The sequence below is a fragment of the Pimelobacter simplex genome, assembly GCF_024662235.1.
Lineage (GTDB): Bacteria > Actinomycetota > Actinomycetes > Propionibacteriales > Nocardioidaceae > Nocardioides.
In genome coordinates this window covers 4,717,660-4,737,290 of record NZ_CP096276.1, presented here as the reverse complement: position 1 = coordinate 4,737,290, position 19,631 = coordinate 4,717,660, and the positions used below count along the sequence as shown (strand labels likewise).

Sequence of the window (19,631 nt, the reverse complement as noted above, 5' to 3'; positions counted from 1 at the left end):
GTGACCATCACCAGACTGCTCGTCGCCAACCGCGGCGAGATCGCCCGCCGGGTCTTCCGCACCTGTCGCGACCTCGGCATCGAGACCGTGGCCGTGCACTCGGACGCCGACGCGGGGATGCCGTTCGTGCGCGACGCGGACGCCGCCGTACGGCTGCCGGGGAACACGCCCGCCGAGACCTACCTGCGCGGGGACCTCGTCATCGCCGCCGCGCTCAAGGCCGGCGCCGACGCGATCCACCCTGGCTACGGCTTCCTGTCCGAGAACGCCGCCTTCGCCCGTCAGGTCGCCGAGGCCGGACTGACCTGGGTCGGCCCGGACCCGTCGTCGATCGAGCGGATGGGCTCGAAGATCGAGTCCAAGAAGCTCATGGAGGCGGCCGGCGTCCCGGTGCTCGGCAACTTCACCGCCGATAGCGCGACGGCCGACGACCTGCCGCTCCTGGTCAAGGCGAGCGCGGGCGGCGGTGGCCGCGGCATGCGGATCGTCCGCGCGCTCGACGCCCTCGCCGGTGAGATCGAGACGGCCCAGTCGGAGGCGGAGTCGGCGTTCGGCGACGGCACCGTCTTCGTCGAGCCGTACGTCGAGAACGGGCGCCACATCGAGGTCCAGGTGCTCGGCACCGCCGACGGAACGATCGTCTTCGGTGAGCGCGACTGCTCGGTGCAGCGCCGCCACCAGAAGGTCATCGAGGAGGCGCCCGCCCCCGGCCTGCCGTCCGCGACCCGTACCGCCCTGCACGAGGCGGCCCAGGCGGCCGCCGAGGCGATCGACTACCGCGGCGCCGGGACGGTCGAGTTCCTCTACGACCCGGCCAAGGACCGCTTCTACTTCCTGGAGATGAACACCCGCCTCCAGGTGGAGCACCCCGTCACCGAGGCGATCTACGGCGTCGACCTGGTCGCGCTCCAGATCGCGGTCGCCGAGGGGCACTCGCCCGCCGTCGCCGTGGGGGAGCCCCACGGGCACGCCGTCGAGGTCCGGCTGTACGCCGAGGACCCGGCGCACGACTACCAGCCCCAGAGCGGCCGGATCCTGCGGTTCGAGATCCCCGGCGTGGTCAGCACCTTCGAGGGGCCGGCCGCCCACGGCCTGCGGCTCGACTCGGGTGTCGGCTCGGGCGACGAGATCGGCACCTTCTACGACGCGATGATCGCCAAGGTGATCGTGCACGCGCCGACCCGCGAGCAGGCCCTGCGCCAGCTCGCCGGCGTCCTGGCCAAGGCGGAGCTGCACGGCCTGGTCACCAACCGCGACCTGCTCGTCAACCTGCTCCGCGACCCGGTCTTCACCAGCGGCGCGATGCACACGACGTGGCTCGACACCGCCGACCTGGCCGCGCTCGCGGCGTCCCCGGGCGGTGAGGGGACCGCGCAGCTCTCGGCGTTCGCCGCGACGGTCGCGCTGGCCGAGGCCGCCCGCCTCGCCCGGCCCGTCCAGAGCCGGATCCCGTCCGGGTGGCGCAATGTCGTCGCCGGTCCGCAGGTCACCACGTTCCTGCACGGCGAGGACGAGCTCCCCGTCCACTGGTACGGCGGCCGCTCGTTCCGCTCCGCCGACCTCGAGTGCGTGGTGGTCACGGCGGCGGGGCCGGACGTCGTCGAGATCGAGGTCGACGGGGTCGCCCGCACCTTCCGGGTGTTCACCAGCGGCGACCGGGTCGACGTCGAGTCCTCGCTCGGCCACGTCGCGCTGCGCCGCAAGCCCCGCTTCGTCGACCCGTCCACCCAGGTCGCGGCCGGATCGATGCTCGCGCCGATGCCGGGCAGCGTGATCGCCGTACGGGCCGCGGTCGGGGACGTCGTCGCCGAGGGCCAGCCCATCCTCGTGATGGAGGCCATGAAGATGCAGCACACCATCGCGGCGCCCTACGCGGGCACCGTCACCGAGCTGTCGGCGTCCGCCGGACAGCAGGTCGAGGCGGGCGCCGTGCTCGCCGTCGTCGAAGCCACCGAGACCGACTCCGAAGGACAGGACGCATGACCCAGACGATGTTCACCGAGCCCGAGGAGCGCGTGGCGCTGCGCGAGTCGGTCAAGAAGCTCGCCAGCAAGTACGGCCGCGAGTACGTCGAGAAGCAGGCCCGCGAGGGCGGCAAGATGACCGAGATGTGGCTCGAGATGGGCCGCAACGGCTTCCTCGGCGTCAACATCCCCGAGGAGTACGGCGGCGGTGGCGGCGGCATGGCCGACCTGGCCGCCGTCCTGGAGGAGTCGGCCGCGGCCGGCGCCCCCCTGCTGATGATGGTCGTCTCGCCCGCCATCTGCGGCTCGATCATCACCCGTTGCGGCACCGAGGAGCAGAAGCAGCGCTGGCTCCCCGCGATCGCCGACGGCACGCACCTGATGGCCTTCGGCATCACCGAGGCCGACGCCGGCTCCAACTCCCACCAGATCACCACGACCGCCACGCGCGACGGCGACCAGTGGGTGCTCAACGGGCAGAAGACGTTCATCTCCGGCGTCGACGAGGCGCAGTCGGTGCTCATCGTGTCCCGCACCGAGGACGCCAAGACGGGCAAGCTCAAGCCCGCGCTGTTCGTCGTACCGACGGACGCGGAGGGGTTCACCAAGCAGCCCATCCCCATGTCCTGGCAGGCCCCGGAGAAGCAGTTCACGCTGTTCCTCGACAACGTCCGGGTCCCCGCCGACGCCCTCGTCGGCGACGAGGACGGCGGCCTCTGGCAGCTCTTCGCCGGCCTCAACCCCGAGCGCATCATGGGCGGCGCCTTCTCGTGCGGCATCGCGCGCTACGCGCTGGAGAAGGCCGTCACCTACGCCAAGGAGCGCTCGGTCTGGAAGGACCAGCCCATCGGCGCCCACCAGGGCATCGCGCACCCCCTGGCCAAGGTGAAGATCGAGCTCGAGCAGGCCCGCCTGCTCTGGCAGAAGGCCGCCGCGCTCTACGACGCCGGTGACGACTTCACGGCCGGCGAGTACGCCAACATGGCCAAGTACGCCGGTGGCGAGGTCGCCTGCAACGCCACCGACGTCGCCGTCCACACCCACGGCGGCAACGGCCTGACCCAGGAGTACGGCCTCGGCAACATGCTCGTCGCCGCCCGCCTGGGCCGGATCGCGCCGGTGAGCCGGGAGATGATCCTCAACTTCGTCGCCATGCACTCCCTGGGCCTCCCCAAGTCCTACTGAGCCGGCGTTCCGGCGCGCGAAGGGGCGCGTTTCGGCGGGCGAAGTGACACGTTCCGGCGGTCGAGGGATCGCCGCCGTGCACCTTCGGGCGCCGGAACTTGCTCCTTCGCCCGCCGGACCGTGCCCCTTCGCGGGCTTGGAGCTCAACCCCGGAGGTCGTCGCGGCGGATCTTCCCCGTGGCGGTCTTCGGGAGCTCGGCGACCACGTGCACCTCGCGCGGCGCCTTGTACGCCGCCAGCCGGCTGCGCGTGTGCGCGATCAGCTCGCGAGGGGTGGCGCTGCGCCCGGCGGCGAGGACGACGTGGGCGACGACGGCCTCGCCGCGGTAGTCGTCGGGGCGGCCGACGACGGCGGCCTCGTGGACGGCGGGGTGCTCGTAGAGGACGTCCTCGACCTCGCGGGGCCAGACCTTGTAGCCGGAGACGTTGATCTGGTCTTTGAGCCGGTCGACGAGGTAGATCCAGCCGTGGATGTCGATCACGACGACGTCGCCGGTGTGCAGCCGGCCCGCGGGCAGGGTGCGGGCGGTGGCCTCGGGGTTCTGCCAGTAGCCGGGGACGACCTGGGGGCCGGTGACGACGAGCTCGCCGGGTTCGCCGGGGGCGGCGGGGTCGTCCTCGTCGGTGACCACCTCGATGCCGACGCCGGGCAGGGCGCGGCCGATGGCGACGGCGCCGGAGAGCGGGTCGACCGGGGCGGTGACGCCGAGCGGTACGGCGACGACGGCCGAGGTCGTCTCGGTCATGCCGTACACGTTGTGGATGGCGATCCCGAAGCGGTCCCGGAACCGGTCGAGCGAGGCCTGGGGGACGGGCGCGCCGCCGGTGTAGACGGCGCGCAGCGACGCGAAGTGGCTGCGGCGGGCCCACTCCACCTGCTCGATGGCGTGGAAGGCGGTGATCGAGGCGATGGTGAACGTCGCGCCCTCGGCCTCGATGGTGGTCACCGCGTCTGCCGGGTCGAACCGGCCCGACAGGGCGAGGGTGGCGCCGCCGACGAGGGCGAGGGCGCCCGAGGCGACCGCGCCGGTGATGTGGAAGAGCGGGGCGGCGGCGTAGACGACGTCGTCGTCGGTGAGCTCGATCCATGCACCGAAGGCCTCGACGGTGGCGAGCACGTTGGCGTGCGTGTTCATCGCGCCCTTGGGCGGCCCGGTCGTGCCCGAGGTGTAGGTCAGCATCGCGATATCGCCGGGTCCCACCTCCGCCTCCGGTACGACGACGCCCGCCCCGGCGTGCGCCGCGACGACATCGGCGAGCGTCGGGTCGTCGTCCGCGACGCCGAGCCACCAGCCGACGGCGGTGCCCTCGGCGGCGGGACGCAGCACCTCGACGTCCGCCGCGGAGGTGATCACGCCGACCGCGCCGGAGTCGTCGAGCAGGTGGTGCAGCTCGCGGTCGCGGTACATCGGGTTGGCCAGGACGCCGACCGCGCCGAGTCGCCACAGCGCGAGCAGCGCGAGGGGGAAGGCCGGGACGTTCTGCAGGTGCAGCGCGACCCGGTCGCCGGCGCCGACCCCGCGCGCGGCGAGGTCGGCGGCGAGCGCGGTGGCGTCGGCGTCCAGCTCGGCGGCGCTCCAGCGCCGGCCGCGGTGGCTGAGCGCCACCCGCTCCGGTGCCGCGAGCACCCGCGCGCGCCAGGCGGCGGTCAGCGAGGTGGTCGGCGAAGTGGTCACCGCGCCGTCCCGGGCAGGGTGACGTGGCGCGGCGAGAGCTCGGCGACCGAGCGCGCGCCGAGCAGGCGCATGGTGCGGGCGAGCTGGGTCTCCAGGATCTCGATGCTGCGCTCGACGCCGGGCAGCCCGCCGGCCATCAGGCCGTAGAGGTAGGCCCGTCCGATGAGCACGAAGTCGGCGCCGAGGGCGAGCGCGGCGGCGATGTCCTGGCCGTGCATGACGCCGGTGTCGAGGATGATCTCGGCGTCGGTGCCCAGCGCGGCGCGGGTCGCGGGCAGCAGCGTCAGGGGGACGGGCGCCCGGTCGAGCTGGCGGCCGCCGTGGTTCGACAGGACGACGGCGTCGGCGCCGGCATCGACGGCGCGCCGGGCGTCCTCGGCGGTCTGGATGCCCTTGACCACGAGCTTGCCGGGCCAGCGCTCCCGCAGCCAGGCGAGGTCGTCGAAGGACACCGACGGGTCGAACATCGCGTCCAGCAGCTCGGCGATCGTGCCCGACCAGCTGTTGAGCGAGGCGAACGTCAGCGGCGGCGTGGTGAGCAGGTCGACCCACCAGCGCGGCCGCGGGATCGCGTCGAGCACCGTGCGCGGGGTCAGGGTGGGCGGGATCGTCATGCCGTTGCGGACGTCGCGCAGCCGTGCCCCCGCCACCGGTACGTCGACCGTGACGACGAGCGTGTCGTAGCCGGCCGCCGCGGCCCGGTCGACCAGCCCGAGCGAGCGCTCCCGGTCGGTCCACATGTAGAGCTGGAACCAGCGGCGCGCACCGGGCGCCGCGGCGGCGACGTCCTCGAGCGAGGTCGTCGCCATCGTCGAGAGCGTGTAGGGGATCCCGGCGCGCTGGGCGGCGACCGCACCGGCGATCTCGCCCTCGGTGTGCATGAGCCGGGTGAAGCCGGTGGGCGCGATGCCGAAGGGCAGCCGGCTGCTCGCCCCGAGGATGTCGACCGCGGTGTCGACGGTGCTGACGTCGCGCAGGATCTCGGGGTGGAAGGTCAGCTCGCGGAACGTCGCGCGGGCGCGCTCGAGCGAGATCTCGGCGTCGGCCGCGCCGTCGGTGTAGTCGAACGCCGCGCGCGGCGTACGCCGCCGGGCCATCGCGCGCAGCTCCTCGATGGTGTGCGCCTGGGCGAGCCGGTGGCGGCGCCCGAAGGCCGGACGGCGGAACCGGATGAGCGGCGCGAGGTCGCCCCAGCGGGGGAACCGGCGCGGCGTCCGCGGCATCGCCACGAGTTCATATCCTTGAACTTTGGTTCGCATACTTGACATGTGATGGACGATACACGAGGGTGATGTCATCCGCCGAGCACGTCCGTTGCCGGACGACGGTGGACATCGCGAGGGATCCGAGGCCCTGTGCCACCGCCTGCCGGCGGGCACTGCGGCCTGCCCTCACGTGTCCTGCGCGTGCCCGTCGGGAGCAAGCCCGAGAGGAAGTGAGAGTGTCGTGAAGCAGGTCCCCGTCGAGGAGCCGACCGCCCTCGTCCCGCTGGCCGTCCCGGCCGAGAGCGTGGCCGCCGGGCTCCCCGCACGCGACGACCACCGCCTGCGCGCCGGGTTCCGCCGGCACGCGCTCGGGCTGCCCGTGCGCGCCACCACGCTGACCTGGGAGCCCGGCGCCGAGCACGCGCCCGGCACCGGCTTCGTGGTCGAGGCGACGCTCGCCGGTGAGCAGGTCTGGAGGACCGCGGCCGACCGTCCGGTCGCGGTCCTCCCGGCCGAGGTCGCCGCGACCGCCCGCCGCCTGGAGTGGCAGGTGCGCAGCGCCGACGGTGCGTGGACCAGCGAGACCGCGACCGTCGAGTTCGGGCTCGCCGACGCCGCGGCCTGGCCGGCGCCCTGGATCGCCGCCCCGGCGAACCCGTTCGCGCGCGAGACCGACGACCCCGCGCCGTACCTGCGCCGGGAGGTCGAGCTCGCCGAGGTCCCGGAGGCCGCGCGCCTCTACGTCACCGCGCTCGGCATCTACCGGATCTGGGTCAACGGCACCGAGGTCACCACCGAGGACCTGCTCCGCCCCGGCTGGACCGAGTACGGCGTCCGCGTGCACCACCAGACCTTCGCCGTCGAGTCGCTCCTGCGCCCCGGCCGCAACGTCATCGCGGTCGCCCTCGCCAAGGGTTGGTACGCCGGCCGGGTCGGCCTGCTGCGCTACCCCGGCCTCTACGGCGAGCGCCCCGCGCTGCGCCTCCAGCTCGAGGCGACCACCGCCACCGGTGAGCGCACCCCGCTGCTCGGCACGTCCGAGGAGTGGCGGGCCGGCACCGGTGCCGTCCGGGCCACCGACATGCTGCGCGGCGAGATCCTCGACCTGCGTCGCGAGCCGCACGGCTGGACCGAGCCCGGCTACGACGACAGCGCCTGGGCGTCCGCCGAGGAGGTCACGCCCGACCCGCTCCCCGAGATCACCCCCCAGCCGCACGACACGGTCAGCGTCCTCGAGGTCCGCACCGGCGAGCTGGTGCGCGAGCACGGCCGCGGCCCGGTCGTCTTCGACTTCGGCCAGAACCTGGTCGGCTGGACCCGGATCACCTCCGCCCTGCTGCCGCGCACCGAGGTCGTCGTCCGGCACGGCGAGATGCTCACGCCCGAGGACCTCGTCTACCGCGACAACCTGCGCGGCGCCTTCCAGGAGGACCGGATCGCCGGCGACGGCGAGGGCCGCCAGGTGCTGGAGACCCGGTTCACCGTGCACGGCTTCCGCTACGCCGAGATCTGGGGTCTGCCGAGCGACAACCCCTACGGCAACTACGAGCTGCCCGCCGACGTCGAGGTCGAGGCGCTCGCGCTGACCGCGCTGCCCGAGGAGGTCGGCCGGTTCGCGAGCAGCAACGCGCTGCTCAACTCCTTCGCGTCGGCCGTCGAGTGGACGGTGCGCGACAACTTCATCGAGGTGCCGACCGACTGCCCGCAGCGCGACGAGCGGCTCGGCTGGCTCGGCGACGCGGGCGTGATCTCCCCGACCGCGCGCTACTTCCTCGACGTGGCGGCCTTCCTGGGCAAGTTCGTCCAGGACATCGCCGACACCCAGGGCCCCGACGGCGAGGTCTGGTCGTACGTCCCGCCGGTGCCGCCGGGCAACCAGCGGCCGGGCGCCCCGGGCTGGGCCGACGGCTTCGTGCGGATGTCCCACGTCCTCGCCGACACGTACGGCGACCTCACCACCGTCGACCGGATCTTCCCCGCGCTGGAGCGCTTCTGCGCCCACGTCGACCGCGAGAACCCCGACGGGCTGCGGGTCAACGCGGTCGGCGCGGACTTCGCCGACTGGCTCTCGCTGCCCGAGAAGGACGGCGAGCCGACCCACCCCGGCTTCGCCTGGACCGGCGCGCGCTCGACCGCGCCGCGCCCCGTCGTCGGCACCGCGCACACCTACCGCTCGCTGCGCCAGCTCGCCGACATCGCTCGCTGGACCGGTCGCGACGCCGAGGCCCGCCGCCTCGACGAGCGGGCCGAGGAGGTGCGGGCGGCGTACCGCACGGCGTTCGTGGGCGACGGCCTCGAGATCGCCGGCGCCACCCAGACCGTCTACGCCCAGGCGATCGGCTTCGGCCTGTTCGAGGGCGACGACGCGACCGTGGCCGCCGAGCGGCTCGCCGCGATGGTCCGCAGCCGCGGCTACGTCACCACCGGTATCCACGGCGTCCAGCACGTCATGCCCGCCCTCATGCGGCACGGCCACGCCGACCTGGCGTACGACGTCCTGCTGCGCGAGGAGATGCCCGGCTGGCTCTACATGGCCGCCCGCGGCGCGACCACCGTGTGGGAGAAGTGGGACGGGCTGCGCCCCGACGCCACCCTCTCGACCGCCCAGATGAACTCGTTCAACCACTGCGCGCTCGGCGCGGTCGGTGCCTCGCTCTTCGAGGAGATCGCCGGCATCGGTGTCGGCGGCGCCCTCGCCGCGGGCCGGATCGACGTCCGCCCGGTCTACTCCGAGCGCCTCGGCTGGGCCGGCGCCGTGCACGACAGCGCGCTCGGCCGGGTCGGCAGCCGCTGGGTGCACCAGGGCGAGAGCGTCGCCCAGGAGGTCGTCGTCCCCGCCGGCGCGACGGTCGCGTTCACCGCGCCCGACGGCTGGGAGCTCGACGGCGCCGCGACCAGCGCCGACCTCGCGCCCGGCACGCACCGGCTCTCCCTCGTCCGGGGGCGTCCGTGAACCGCGCGCGCCTGTTCCGCGTCGGCCTCAAGGTCCTGCGGCTCCTCGCGGTGCTGCTGGTCGTCTCGACGCTCTGCTTCTTCAGCCTCGCACTGCTCCCGGGTGACCCCGCCCGGCTGATGCTCGGCGACTCGGCGACGCCCGAGGCGGTCGCCACGCTGCGCTCGCAGCTCGGCCTCGACCTGCCCACGCTGGAGCGCTTCGGGCACTGGATCGGCGGCGTGCTCCAGGGCGACCTGGGTGAGTCCTACCGGACCGGCCAGTCCGTCACCGAGATCCTCGGCGAGCGGGCCCCGGTCACCGTCGAGCTCATCCTCCTCAGCCAGATCATCGCGCTGGGCCTGGCGGTTCCCGCCGCCATCGTCGCCGCGCACCGCCGTCGTACGGGCACCGACCGGGCGCTGAGCCTGTGGGTGTTCACCGCGCTCTCGACGCCGGACTTCGTCGTCGGCGTGGTGCTCATCTGGATCCTCTCGGTGCACCTGGGCTGGTTCCCGGCCAACGGCTACGCGCCGTGGTCGGATGGCGTCGGGCCGCACCTGTCGTCGCTGATCATGCCCGCGATCGCCCTCGCCGGTACGTCGTTCGCGCTCTACCAGCGCGTGCTGCGCGCCGACCTCGTCGAGACGCTGCGCCAGGACTACATCGAGGTCGCCCGCGCCAAGGGCCTCTCGCTGACCCGGATCACCTTCCGGCACGCGCTGCGCCCCAGCCTGCTCGGCCTCAGCACCCAGATCGGCGTCACGGTGGGCATGCTCATCGGCTCGACCGTCGTCGTGGAGTCGCTGTTCGGCCTGCCCGGCATCGGCGACGAGCTCGCCGGCGCCGTGACCGCCCGTGACTATGTCGAGGTCCAGGGCCTGGTGCTCGTCATCGCGACCTCCTTCGTGCTCGTCAACGCGCTGGTCGACGTCCTCTACCCCGTGATCGATCCGCGACTGGCCTCGTCGCGCCGAGGAGGTGCCCGATGACCGCCACCGCACCCGTGCCCGCTCCCGTCCCGACGCCCGAGCCGGCACCGGCGAAGCGCCGTCGTCGCCGCGGCGGCCGCTGGACGATCGCCGAGCGGCTCTCCGCCGGCTGGCTGGTCCTGCTCGTCGCCGGGATGCTCGTCCTGCCGGCCCTGCGGGGCATCGACCCCCTCGACATCGGGGCCGAGAGCCGGTTCGCCAAGTTCAGCCCCGAGCACTGGCTCGGCGCGGACAACCTCGGCCGCGACCTGCTGGCACGTGCGCTCGACGGCGCCCAGGTCTCCGTGCTCATCGGCGTCGGCTCGGTGCTCATCGCCGCGCTGATCGGCGTACCGCTGGGCATGCTGTCGGCCTACTACGGCGGCGCGATCGCCGCGGTGATCTCGTTCGTGGTCGACGTCATCCTGGCCTTCCCCGGCCTGGTGCTGGCCCTCGGCCTGGCGTCCTTCCTCGGCGCGAGCGTCACCAACGTGATGATCGCGATCACCGTGCCGATGTTCCCGGTGTTCGTCCGGCTCGCCCGCGCCCAGACGCTCGCCCTGCTGGAGACGGAGTACCTCGAAGCCAGCGAGGTGATCGGCACGCCGGTCCTGTCGATCATGCGCCGTGACGTGCTGCCCAACATCTCCGAGGCGATCCTCGCGTTCGGCTTCGTCAGCATCGGCCGCGCGATCCTCATCGAGGGCAGCCTGAGCTTCCTGGGCATCGGCGTCCCGCGCACCCAGCCCACCTGGGGCGGGATGATCAACGAGGGCCGGATCTACATGACCACCGACCCGCTGCTGATCCTCGTCCCGGGCGCCTTCCTGCTGCTGACGATCCTCAGCCTCAACCTCATCTCCGACCGCTTCCTGGTCGACGGAGACCCCGCGACGGGAGCCCGCGCATGAGCGCCGCCGAGCCGCTGCTCCAGGTCCGCGACCTGGTCGTCGAGTTCCGCACCGCCAACGGCCCGCTGCGCGCCGTCGACGGCGTCAGCCTGGACGTCGCCCGCGGCGAGCGGGTCGGCATCGTCGGTGAGTCCGGCTCGGGCAAGTCCGTCCTGTCCCGTACGGCGATGGGCCTGCTCGGCCGCAAGGACGCCCGCATCTCCGGCGAGATCACCTTCCGCGGCCGCGACCTGCTCGCGATGAGCGACAAGGAGCGCCGCGCGCTGTGGGGCCGCGAGATCGCCATGGTCTTCCAGGACCCGTTGAGCTCGCTGCACCCGATCACCCCCGTGGGCCAGCAGATCGTCGAGACCCTGCGTCGCGACCCGGCGATGGACAAGACCAAGGCGCGCGCCCGGGCGATCGAGCTGCTCGACATGGTCGGCATCCCGCAGGCCGAGCGGCGCTTCAAGTCCCGTGCGCACGAGCTCTCCGGCGGCATGCGGCAGCGCGTGATGATCGCGATCGCCGTCGCCAACAGCCCGTCGCTGCTCTTCGCCGACGAGCCGACCACCGCGCTCGACGTGACGGTGCAGGCGCGCATCCTCGAGCTGTTCGACGACCTGTGCCGCGAGCTCTCGATCGGCCTGGTGATGGTCAGCCACGACCTCGGTGTCGTCGCCCGGCACACCGACGCCGTCTCGGTCATGTACGCCGGCCGGATCTCCGAGCAGGGCAAGGTCGACGACGTCCTCCGCTCGCCGCGGATGCGCTACACCAGCGCGCTGCTCGCCGCGATCCCGCGGATCGACCACGGCCACCGTGCGCTGCCCAAGCCGATCGGCGGCCTGCCGCCGGACCTGGTGAACCCGCCGGCGGGCTGCCGGTTCGCGCCGCGCTGCGTGCACGCGGTCGCCGCGTGCGCCGACCAGGTGCCGGTGCTGGAGCCCTCGGCCGACGTACCCGACCACGCCTACGCCTGCTGGAACCCCACGGAGGTCGCGCGATGACCACAGCCACCTCTCCCGTCCTCGAGGTCCGCGGCGGCGGCGTCACCTTCCGCGACGCCGACCGCAACGAGTTCCGGGCCATCGACGGCGTCGATCTGCAGCTGCGCCGCGGCGAGATCCTCGGCCTGGTGGGCGAGTCCGGCTGCGGCAAGTCGACCACCGCCCGGGTCCTGATGGGCCTGCAGCGGCTGACGTCAGGCCAGGTGCTGCTCGACGGCGCCCCGGTGACGCCGGGCCGTCGTCGCTCGCTCGCGCCCCGGGTGCAGGCGATCTTCCAGAACCCCGCCGGCTCGTTCAACCCGCGCCGCTCGCTGCTCGACTCCGTGGCCGAGCCGCTGCGGGTGTGGAAGCAGGGCAACGCGACCGAGCGTCGCGAGCGTGCGCTCGAGGAGCTCGCCCGGGTGGGGATCTCGCCGCAGATGGCGCAGCGCCGTCCGTCCGAGGTCTCGGGCGGTCAGTGCCAGCGCGCGGCCATCGCCCGGGCGACCGTGCTGCGCCCCGAGGTGCTCATCTGCGACGAGCCCGTCTCGGCGCTGGACGTGTCGATCCAGGCCCAGATCCTCGAGCTGCTCGCCGAGCTGCGCGAGGAGCAGGGACTGGCCATGCTCTTCATCTCCCACGACCTCTCGGTGGTCGCGACGCTCTGCGACCGCACCGCCGTGATGTACGCCGGCACGGTGGTCGAGCAGGGCGACACCCCCGCGGTCACCGACCACGCGCGGCACCCGTACACCGCGATCCTCCACGACTCGGTCCCGACGCTCGCCCCGTCCGCCACCACGGCGACGGGCCTGCGGATGCGGCCCGCGACCGGCACGGTCGACGGCCGTGCCGAACCCGGCTGCCGGTTCGCCGGCCTGTGCCCCCTGGTGCAGGACGACTGCCGTGCCGCCCGACCCGAACTGCAGCCAGGTGCCCACACCGCCGCCTGCCTGCACCCGCTGGGTGCCTGACACCCCCGATCAGCACCTGCATCCCAACGCACGCCGACGTGCGTCGATCACAAGGAGAAGAGATGACCACATTCGGATCTGGCGGGCTCGGACGCCTCCGGACCGCGATGGCTGCCTCGGTAGCGGGCGTCGTGCTGTTCGCCGGCTGCTCGGGCGGCGGCTCGAGCTCCGATTCCGGTGACCCGCAGTCGGGCGGCACCCTCAAGGTCGGCATGAGCTCGGAGGTGACCACGCTCGACCCCGCCAAGGGCTCGGCCAACGCGATGGCGCTGACCGGCTACGCCATCTACGACACGCTGATGAAGGTGGAGAAGCTCGGTGACGAGCCGGCTCCCAACATCGCGGAGTCGATGGAGCCCAACGCCGACTTCACCCAGTGGACGATGAAGCTCCCGTCGGGGCTGAAGTTCAGCGACGGCACGCCCTTCGACGCGGCCGCGGTGAAGTTCAACATGGACCGCCACCTCGACCCGAAGACCGCGTCGACCGCCGCGTCGCTGCTCTCGTCGGTGGAGTCCGTCGAGGCGCCCGACGCGACCACCGTCGTCTTCAACCTCAAGCACGCCTACGCGGGCCTGCCCTACGCCTTCGCCTACGACGGCAGCGGCACCGCCGGCTACATCGCCTCGCCGAAGGCGCTCGAGGAGTTCGGCGACGACTACACCAGCCACGCGGCCGGCGTCGGCCCGTACAAGCTCGAGTCCTGGGGCCCGGGCAAGGACACCGTGCTCGTGCGCAACCCCGAGTACTGGGGCAAGGACGAGCCGTACCTCGACAAGGTGCAGATCCGCCTGATCGAGGACGAGCAGGCCCGCTTCCAGGCGCTGCAGGCCGGTGACATCGACTACTCCTCCACGATCAACCCGACGATCATGCTGCAGGCCAAGAACGACGCCTCGGTCAACTTCGTCCAGGGTGTCGGCAGCGACCAGGACTCGATCGTCCTCAACACCACGAAGGCGCCGTTCGACGACATCCGGATCCGCAAGGCCGTCTCGATGGCGCTCGACCGCGACGAGATCGTCGACCTCACCAAGGAGGGCATGGCCGCGCCGGCTGTGAACCTCTTCCCGAAGGACGACGCGTTCAACAACGACCACCAGGACCCCGGCTTCGACCTCGACGAGGCCAAGAAGCTCGTCGACGAGTACGAGGCCGAGACCGGCAAGGACGTCTCGTTCACCTACATGTGCCGCCCGACGGTCAACACCACCGACGTCATCGAGCGCCAGCTGGCCAAGGCCGGCATGGACGTGAAGGTCGACGTGCAGGAGAGCACCACCGCGGTCACCAACTTCATCGCGGGCAAGTACGACGCCGCCTGCTGGACGATGGCCGGCTTCCTCACGCCCGACCTGCTGCCGTACCGCTTCTTCTACTCCACCGGTGACCTCAACAGCACCGGCTTCGCCAACAAGGAGTTCGACAAGCTGGTCGACGACGCGCGGCTGACCGCCGACCCCGCGAAGCGCAAGGAGCTGTGGAGCGCCGCCGACGGCATCCTCACCGAGGAGCTGCCGTGGGTGTGGACGACGAGCCAGCCGATCGGCTTCGTCTGGTCGAAGAACGTGCACAGCGCCGACCTCGACGAGCCGAGCCGGCTGCGGTTCACGGTGCCCACGATCAACAACGTGTGGCTCTCGAAGTAAGCACCTGACGGAACCGACCCGGAGGAAGGGAACACCATGGAGAACGCAGCATCGCGGCCGAAGGTCGCCCTCGTGACCGGCGCCGCTTCCGGCATCGGCCGCGCCACCGCCGAGCTGTTCGCGGCGCGGGGCTACACCGTGGCTGCGCTCGACATCGCCGAGACTCCTTCCTCCGGGTCGGCACGGATCCACCCGTTCCTGGTCGATGTCGCCGACCGGGACCGGGTGGGCGCGGCCGTCGACGAGGTGGCCGGCACCCACGGAGGCATCGACGTCGTCGTCAACTGCGCCGCGAGCTTCCTGGCCCGCGGGCTCGACGTCACGCCGGCCGAGTGGGACGCCGTCCTGCGGGTCAACGTCGGCGGCATCAGCAATGTCGTCCAGGCCGCGCACCCCCACCTGGCCCGCGCCGAGGGCGCGGCGGTCGTCAACACCGCCAGCATCTCCGCGCACATCGCGCAGCCGCAGCGCTGGACCTACAACACCACCAAGAGCGCCATCGTCGGCCTCACCCGCTGCATGGCGATGGACCTCGCCGCCGACGGGATCCGGGTCAACTCGGTCTCGCCCGGCTGGATCTGGACCCCCGAGGTCGCCGCCGCGGCCGCCGACGGCGGGCGTGAGCGCTGGGAGCCGGTCTGGGGCCGCTTCCACCTGCTCCGCCGGCTCGGCGAGGCCGCCGAGGTCGCGGCCGCCATCGGCTTCCTGTGCTCGCCCGACGCCAGCTTCATCACCGGTGTCGACCTCCCGGTCGACGGCGGCTACCTCGCCATGGGCCCCGAGGGGCTCGGCGACACCTCCAGCTTCGCCGGCTCGGCCTGAGCCCCGGCGTCTACCGACACGACAAGAGAGTTCCCATGCGAAGAATCGTCATCACCGACACCAATCTGGGCGACGGGTCCCACGAGCGCGCCGCGCTCGGCGAGGGGTACGACGTGACGCTCGCCGGCGTGCTCACCGAGGACGAGGTGATCGCGGCCGCCCAGGACGCCGAGGGCATCCTCGTGCAGTGGGCGCCGATGACCGAGCGGGTCTTCGCAGCGCTGCCGGGCCTGCGGGCCGTCGTGCGCTACGGCATCGGCCTCGACAACATCGACCTCGATGCCGCGGCCCGCCACGGCGTCGCCGTCAGCAACGTCGACGACTACTGCATCGCCGAGGTGGCCGACCATGCCGCCGCCTCGATCTACGCCCACAGCCGCCGGCTCACCGCGGCCGCGCGCCGGGTCGCCGACGCCGGCTGGAGCACCGCCGGCATCGCCGCGCCGCTGCCGCCGGCCCAGGACCCCGTGGGCATCGCCGGCTTCGGCCGGATCGGCCGCGCGGTCGCCGACCGCGTCTCGGCGCTGGGCTTCCCGGTCCACGTGTGGGACCCGTTCGCGACCGACATCCCGGCGTCCGTCACCCGGCACGAGACGCTCGCCGAGCTCGCCGCCGCGGTCAACCACCTGACCCTGCACATGCCCTCGACCGCCGAGACCTCCGGTGCGGTCGACGCGACCGTGCTCGCCGCGCTCGGTGAGGGCGGCCACGTCGTCAACACCGCCCGCGGTGCGCTGATCGACGAGGACGCGCTGCTCGCGGCGCTCGACGCCGGCACGCTCGGCTTCGCCTCGCTCGACGTGCTCACCAGCGAGCCGCCCACCGGTATCGCCGCGCAGGTCGCCGCGCACCCCCGGGTGCTCGTCAACCCGCACATCGCCTACCTGTCGACCGAGTCCCTGCCCCAGCTGCGCCTGCATGCCGCGGCCAAGGTCGCCGCCCTGCTCGAGGACGCCGCGCGATGAAGGCCCTCGTGTTCACCGGTCCCGGCGTCGTGGAGCTCCAGGACGTCCCCGAACCCGTGGCGGGCGACGGCGAGATCGAGATCCAGGTCGTCGCCTCCGGCATCTGCGGCAGCGAGCTGCACGGGATCACCCACACCGAGTTCCGCAAGCCGCCGCTGGTCATGGGCCACGAGTTCTCCGGTACGACGGCCGACGGCCGCCGGGTCACCGTCAACCCGCTGCTCAGCTGCGGCACCTGCGCGGCGTGCGCCCGCGGCGACGAGCAGCTCTGCGAGACCCGCGCGATCATCGGCATCGACGCCCCCGGCGCCTTCGCCGAGCGGGTCGTCGTCCCCGAGCGCGCGGTCCGCGAGCTGCCCGAGGGGCTCTCCTTCGCCGAGGCGGCGCTGGTGGAGCCGCTCGCCAACGCCGTGCACGCCGTCCGCCTGGCCGGTCTGGGCCCCGACAGCCGGGTCGCGATCCTCGGCGCGGGCACCATCGGCCTGACCTGCCTGCTCGTCGCGCTGCAGCACACCGCCGACGTCACCGTCACCGACCTCGCCCCGGGCCGGCTCGAGCTCGCCGCGAGCCTCGGCGCTGCGCACACCGGTGTCGCGCTGGAGGGTCGCTACGACGCGATCATCGACGCCGTCGGAGCCGCCGCGACCCACCAGGCGTCGGTCGACTTCCTGCGCCCGGGCGGCACCGCCGTGTGGATCGGACTGCTCAGCGCGACGGCCGGATTCGACGGCCAGGAGATCGTCCGTGCCGAGAAGCGGGTCGTCGGCTCCTACTGTTACACCCCGCGCGACTTCGACGAAGCACTCGACCTGGCGCCCCGGGTTCGGCTGGACTGGGCCACCACGTTCCCCCTCGCCGAGGGGGCCGAGGTGTTCACGAGTCTCATGTCGGGTGTCACCGAGACGACCAAAGCACTGTTGATGCCCTGACCCACGTGGTCGGGGAGAAGCCGGGAGAAGGAGGAGCGATGACGTTCGGAGTGCGGATCCTGCCGCTGGGGACCGGTGAGGTCCCCGGGCCCGAGGTCTACTGGATGTCCGACTGGGACCAGTGGTACGAGCTGGCGTTCCAGGCCTTCCTCATCGAGGGCGATGGGGTGCGGGCGCTGGTCGGCACGGGTCCGGCGCAGGACCTGACCGCGATGAACGAGGGCTGGGCGGCCTTCCTCGGCGAGCGGGCGGCCTTCCGCCGCGAGCCCGGGCAGTGGCTGCCCGCGCAGCTCGACGCGCTCGGCGTCCCGCTCGACAGCATCACGCACGTGCTGCTGACCCCGCTGCAGCTCTACACGACCGCCAACGTGCTCGCGTTCGACAACGCGCAGATCTGCATCACCCGGCGCGGGTGGACGCACTTCCACACCAGCCACCGGCACCCGCACGACAACCGGGACACCTCGCTCACGCCCGACGTCGTCGCACATCTCACCGGCCCCGCCTGGGACCGGGTCCGGCTGCTCGACGACGAGGACGAGATCGCCCCCGGGCTGCGCACTTGGTGGACCGGCTCGCACCATCGCGCGTCGATGGCGGTCGAGGTCGACACCGCGGCCGGCGTGGTCACCATGACCGACGCCTACTTCACCGAGCGCAACCTCCGCGAGGACCACCCCATCGGCATCTGCGAGAACATCTACGAGGCGCTCGCCGCCCACGACCGGGTGCGCCGTACGGCCGACGTCGCGCTGACCCTCTACGACGCCGGACAGCTCACCCGCTTCCCCGACCACGTCGTCGCCCCGGTGCCGCGATGAGCGCCCCGGTCAAGTCCGCCGACCGGGTGCTGCTCATCTTCGAGCTGCTCACCGAGCACCCCGACGGGCTCACCCTGGTCGAGGTGCAGCAGAAGATGGGGCTGCCCAAGAGCAGCACCCACGGGCTGCTGCACACGATGGTGATGCGCGGCTTCCTCGACCTCGACCAGACGACCAAGCGGTTCCGGATCGGCATCCGGCTCTGGCAGGCGGGGCGCAGCTACCTCAGCGCCGCGTCGATCGAGAACCTCGCCCTGCCCTACATGGCCGCGGTCCGCGACGAGCTCAACGAGACCGTGCAGCTCGCGGTGCTTGACGGTGCCGACAACGTCTACGTCGCCAAGGTCGACCCCGACCACCAGCTGCGGCTGGCCTCGCACGTCGGCGCCCGGCTGCCGGCGTACGCGACGGGGATAGGGAAGGCCCTGCTGAGCACGCTCGACGACGACGAGGTGCTGAGCCGCGTCGGCGAGGAGCCGTTCACCCGCTACACGAGCACCACGCTGCCCGGGCCCGAGGCGCTCCTCGCCGAGATCCAGGAGATCCGCGCGCAGGGCTATGCCGAGGACCACGCCGAGTACACGCCCGGTGTCTTCTGCGTCGCCGTCCCGCTCGCGCGGACCGCCGAGCACCAGCCCGCGATCAGCGTCTCCATCCCCGACGTCCGCAAGACCGACGAGCTCATCGCCCAGGCGATCCGCTCGCTCCAGGACGCCGCCGCGGCCATCGCCGCGCGGATCGCCTGACCCCGCCCACCCACCACCAGCACCACAAGGAGCAGTTCCCCCATGGAGTTCTTCAGGTACGGCGCGCCCGGTACCGAGCAGCCGGCGGTCCGCGACGACGCCGGGACGACGTACGACCTGCGCGGCCTGACCGCCGACATCGACGGCGCCTTCCTCGCCGCCGACGGCATCGCCCGGACCCGTGCGGCGCTCGCCGCCGGTGAGCTCCCCGCGCTCGCGCTGGCCGACGACGTGCGCATCGGCGCCCCGATCGCCCGCCCCCAGGCGGTCAGCTGCATCGGCATGAACTACGCCGCCCACGCTGCCGAGTCCGGCGCCGAGCCGCCCGCCGTCCCGGTGTTGTTCTACAAGCACCCGGGCACCGTTGTCGGACCCGACGACCAGGTTCTGCTGCCGGTCGGCTCGACCCGCAGCGACTGGGAGGTCGAGCTCGGCGTCGTCATCAAGGACACCCCGCGGCACCTCGCCGACGACGCCGACCCGCTGGCGTACGTCGCCGGGTACGTCATCGCCAACGACCTCTCCGAGCGCGCCAGCCAGCTCGAGCACTCCGGCGGCCAGTGGTCCAAGGGCAAGTCGGCCGAGACGTTCTGCCCCGTCGGGCCGGTGCTGCGTCCCGCCGACGAGATCGACCCCCAGGCGCTGCGCCTGCGCTCGTGGGTCAACGACGAGCCGCGCCAGGACTCCTCGACCGCCGACATGGTCTTCACCGTCGCCGAGATCATCCGGCACCTGAGCCGTCACGTGTACCTCGCGCCGGGTGACCTCGTGCTGACCGGCACCCCCGAGGGCGTCGCGCTGTCGGGCCGCTTCCCCTACCTCGCCGAGGGCGACGTGATGGACCTGGAGATCGAGGGCCTGGGCCACCAGCGCCAGAGGGTCCGCCAGGCCACCGCCACCTCCTAGGACCCGG

At 72.7% G+C, this 19,631-nt stretch carries 16 protein-coding genes; 14 read left to right on the top strand and 2 right to left on the bottom strand.

From position 1 onward, the window contains the following. Together M0M48_RS23200 and M0M48_RS23195 are read left to right on the top strand one after the other, a co-directional pair. Complete coding sequence (locus M0M48_RS23200; protein ID WP_257752934.1) at window positions 1-1,983, top strand: acetyl/propionyl/methylcrotonyl-CoA carboxylase subunit alpha; 1,983 nt, start codon at window positions 1-3, stop codon at window positions 1,981-1,983. Continuing rightward, complete coding sequence (locus tag M0M48_RS23195) at window positions 1,980-3,149, top strand: acyl-CoA dehydrogenase family protein (RefSeq protein WP_257752933.1); 1,170 nt, start codon at window positions 1,980-1,982, stop codon at window positions 3,147-3,149. Before M0M48_RS23200 ends, M0M48_RS23195 begins: the two co-directional genes overlap by 4 nt. A 143-nt stretch (window positions 3,150-3,292) precedes the next feature. On the opposite strand, the gene M0M48_RS23190 is transcribed toward M0M48_RS23195, so the two are convergent. Both M0M48_RS23190 and M0M48_RS23185 read right to left on the bottom strand, forming a co-directional pair. Continuing rightward, on the bottom strand, window positions 3,293-4,825 hold the full coding sequence (locus tag M0M48_RS23190) for a class I adenylate-forming enzyme family protein (RefSeq protein ID WP_257752932.1): 1,533 nt from the start codon (window positions 4,823-4,825) through the stop codon (window positions 3,293-3,295). Then, on the bottom strand, window positions 4,822-6,048 hold the full coding sequence (locus M0M48_RS23185; RefSeq protein WP_257754408.1) for an alpha-hydroxy acid oxidase: 1,227 nt from the start codon (window positions 6,046-6,048) through the stop codon (window positions 4,822-4,824). Before M0M48_RS23185 ends, M0M48_RS23190 begins: the two co-directional genes overlap by 4 nt. 223 nt (window positions 6,049-6,271) lie before the next feature. Between M0M48_RS23185 and M0M48_RS23180 the strand changes: the two genes are divergently transcribed. The 12 genes from M0M48_RS23180 (at window position 6,272) to M0M48_RS23125 (ending at window position 19,624) form a co-directional block, all read left to right on the top strand. Further along, window positions 6,272-8,983 (top strand): alpha-L-rhamnosidase, encoded by a 2,712-nt coding sequence (locus tag M0M48_RS23180; RefSeq protein WP_257752931.1) that lies wholly within the window; start codon window positions 6,272-6,274, stop codon window positions 8,981-8,983. Then, window positions 8,980-9,954: an ABC transporter permease gene (locus tag M0M48_RS23175; protein WP_257752930.1), complete on the top strand. Its 975-nt coding sequence runs from the start codon at window positions 8,980-8,982 to the stop codon at window positions 9,952-9,954. Before M0M48_RS23180 ends, M0M48_RS23175 begins: the two co-directional genes overlap by 4 nt. After that, window positions 9,951-10,844, top strand: coding sequence for an ABC transporter permease (locus tag M0M48_RS23170; RefSeq protein WP_257752929.1), 894 nt, complete (start codon window positions 9,951-9,953; stop codon window positions 10,842-10,844). The genes M0M48_RS23175 and M0M48_RS23170 overlap by 4 nt, the downstream gene beginning before the upstream one ends. Further along, a complete protein-coding gene (locus M0M48_RS23165; protein WP_257752928.1) occupies window positions 10,841-11,833 on the top strand; it encodes an ABC transporter ATP-binding protein in 993 nt (330 codons plus the stop codon). Before M0M48_RS23170 ends, M0M48_RS23165 begins: the two co-directional genes overlap by 4 nt. Further along, a complete protein-coding gene (locus M0M48_RS23160) occupies window positions 11,830-12,786 on the top strand; it encodes an ABC transporter ATP-binding protein (protein WP_257752927.1) in 957 nt (318 codons plus the stop codon). Before M0M48_RS23165 ends, M0M48_RS23160 begins: the two co-directional genes overlap by 4 nt. Window positions 12,787-12,848: 62 nt before the next feature. Beyond that, window positions 12,849-14,435, top strand: coding sequence for an ABC transporter substrate-binding protein (locus M0M48_RS23155; RefSeq protein WP_257752926.1), 1,587 nt, complete (start codon window positions 12,849-12,851; stop codon window positions 14,433-14,435). A 36-nt stretch (window positions 14,436-14,471) separates the two neighbouring features. After that, window positions 14,472-15,257: an SDR family NAD(P)-dependent oxidoreductase gene (locus tag M0M48_RS23150; protein ID WP_257752925.1), complete on the top strand. Its 786-nt coding sequence runs from the start codon at window positions 14,472-14,474 to the stop codon at window positions 15,255-15,257. Window positions 15,258-15,292: 35 nt separating this feature from the next. Further along, window positions 15,293-16,222, top strand: a complete 930-nt coding sequence (locus M0M48_RS23145; RefSeq protein WP_257752924.1) for an NAD(P)-dependent oxidoreductase — start codon at window positions 15,293-15,295, stop codon at window positions 16,220-16,222. Next, window positions 16,219-17,151: a zinc-dependent alcohol dehydrogenase gene (locus M0M48_RS23140; RefSeq protein ID WP_257752923.1), complete on the top strand. Its 933-nt coding sequence runs from the start codon at window positions 16,219-16,221 to the stop codon at window positions 17,149-17,151. The genes M0M48_RS23145 and M0M48_RS23140 overlap by 4 nt, the downstream gene beginning before the upstream one ends. Window positions 17,152-17,189: 38 nt before the next feature. Beyond that, a complete protein-coding gene (locus tag M0M48_RS23135; RefSeq protein WP_257752922.1) occupies window positions 17,190-17,972 on the top strand; it encodes a hypothetical protein in 783 nt (260 codons plus the stop codon). Next, the gene (locus tag M0M48_RS23130; protein WP_257752921.1) at window positions 17,969-18,718 is read left to right on the top strand and encodes an IclR family transcriptional regulator; all 750 of its coding nucleotides are present in this window, start codon (window positions 17,969-17,971) and stop codon (window positions 18,716-18,718) included. Before M0M48_RS23135 ends, M0M48_RS23130 begins: the two co-directional genes overlap by 4 nt. Before the next feature lie 42 nt (window positions 18,719-18,760). Continuing rightward, window positions 18,761-19,624 carry a fumarylacetoacetate hydrolase family protein gene (locus M0M48_RS23125; protein ID WP_257752920.1) on the top strand — a complete coding sequence of 288 codons (864 nt, stop codon included), beginning with the start codon at window positions 18,761-18,763 and terminating at the stop codon, window positions 19,622-19,624. Window positions 19,625-19,631: the final 7 nt, after the last annotated feature.

What these genes read in the sequence shown, in the direction of transcription:
- M0M48_RS23140 (WP_257752923.1), top strand. Translation starts at nt 16,219, where the DNA reads ATGAAGGCCCTCGTGTTCACCGGTCCCGGCGTCGTGGAGCTCCAGGAC.
- M0M48_RS23160 (WP_257752927.1), top strand. Translation starts at nt 11,830, where the DNA reads ATGACCACAGCCACCTCTCCCGTCCTCGAGGTCCGCGGCGGCGGCGTC.
- M0M48_RS23145 (WP_257752924.1), top strand. Translation starts at nt 15,293, where the DNA reads ATGCGAAGAATCGTCATCACCGACACCAATCTGGGCGACGGGTCCCAC.
- M0M48_RS23170 (WP_257752929.1), top strand. Translation starts at nt 9,951, where the DNA reads ATGACCGCCACCGCACCCGTGCCCGCTCCCGTCCCGACGCCCGAGCCG.
- M0M48_RS23195 (WP_257752933.1), top strand. Translation starts at nt 1,980, where the DNA reads ATGACCCAGACGATGTTCACCGAGCCCGAGGAGCGCGTGGCGCTGCGC.
- M0M48_RS23165 (WP_257752928.1), top strand. Translation starts at nt 10,841, where the DNA reads ATGAGCGCCGCCGAGCCGCTGCTCCAGGTCCGCGACCTGGTCGTCGAG.
- M0M48_RS23135 (WP_257752922.1), top strand. Translation starts at nt 17,190, where the DNA reads ATGACGTTCGGAGTGCGGATCCTGCCGCTGGGGACCGGTGAGGTCCCC.
- M0M48_RS23185 (WP_257754408.1), bottom strand. Translation starts at nt 6,048, where the DNA reads ATGCCGCGGACGCCGCGCCGGTTCCCCCGCTGGGGCGACCTCGCGCCG.
- M0M48_RS23125 (WP_257752920.1), top strand. Translation starts at nt 18,761, where the DNA reads ATGGAGTTCTTCAGGTACGGCGCGCCCGGTACCGAGCAGCCGGCGGTC.
- M0M48_RS23155 (WP_257752926.1), top strand. Translation starts at nt 12,849, where the DNA reads ATGACCACATTCGGATCTGGCGGGCTCGGACGCCTCCGGACCGCGATG.
- M0M48_RS23130 (WP_257752921.1), top strand. Translation starts at nt 17,969, where the DNA reads ATGAGCGCCCCGGTCAAGTCCGCCGACCGGGTGCTGCTCATCTTCGAG.
- M0M48_RS23150 (WP_257752925.1), top strand. Translation starts at nt 14,472, where the DNA reads ATGGAGAACGCAGCATCGCGGCCGAAGGTCGCCCTCGTGACCGGCGCC.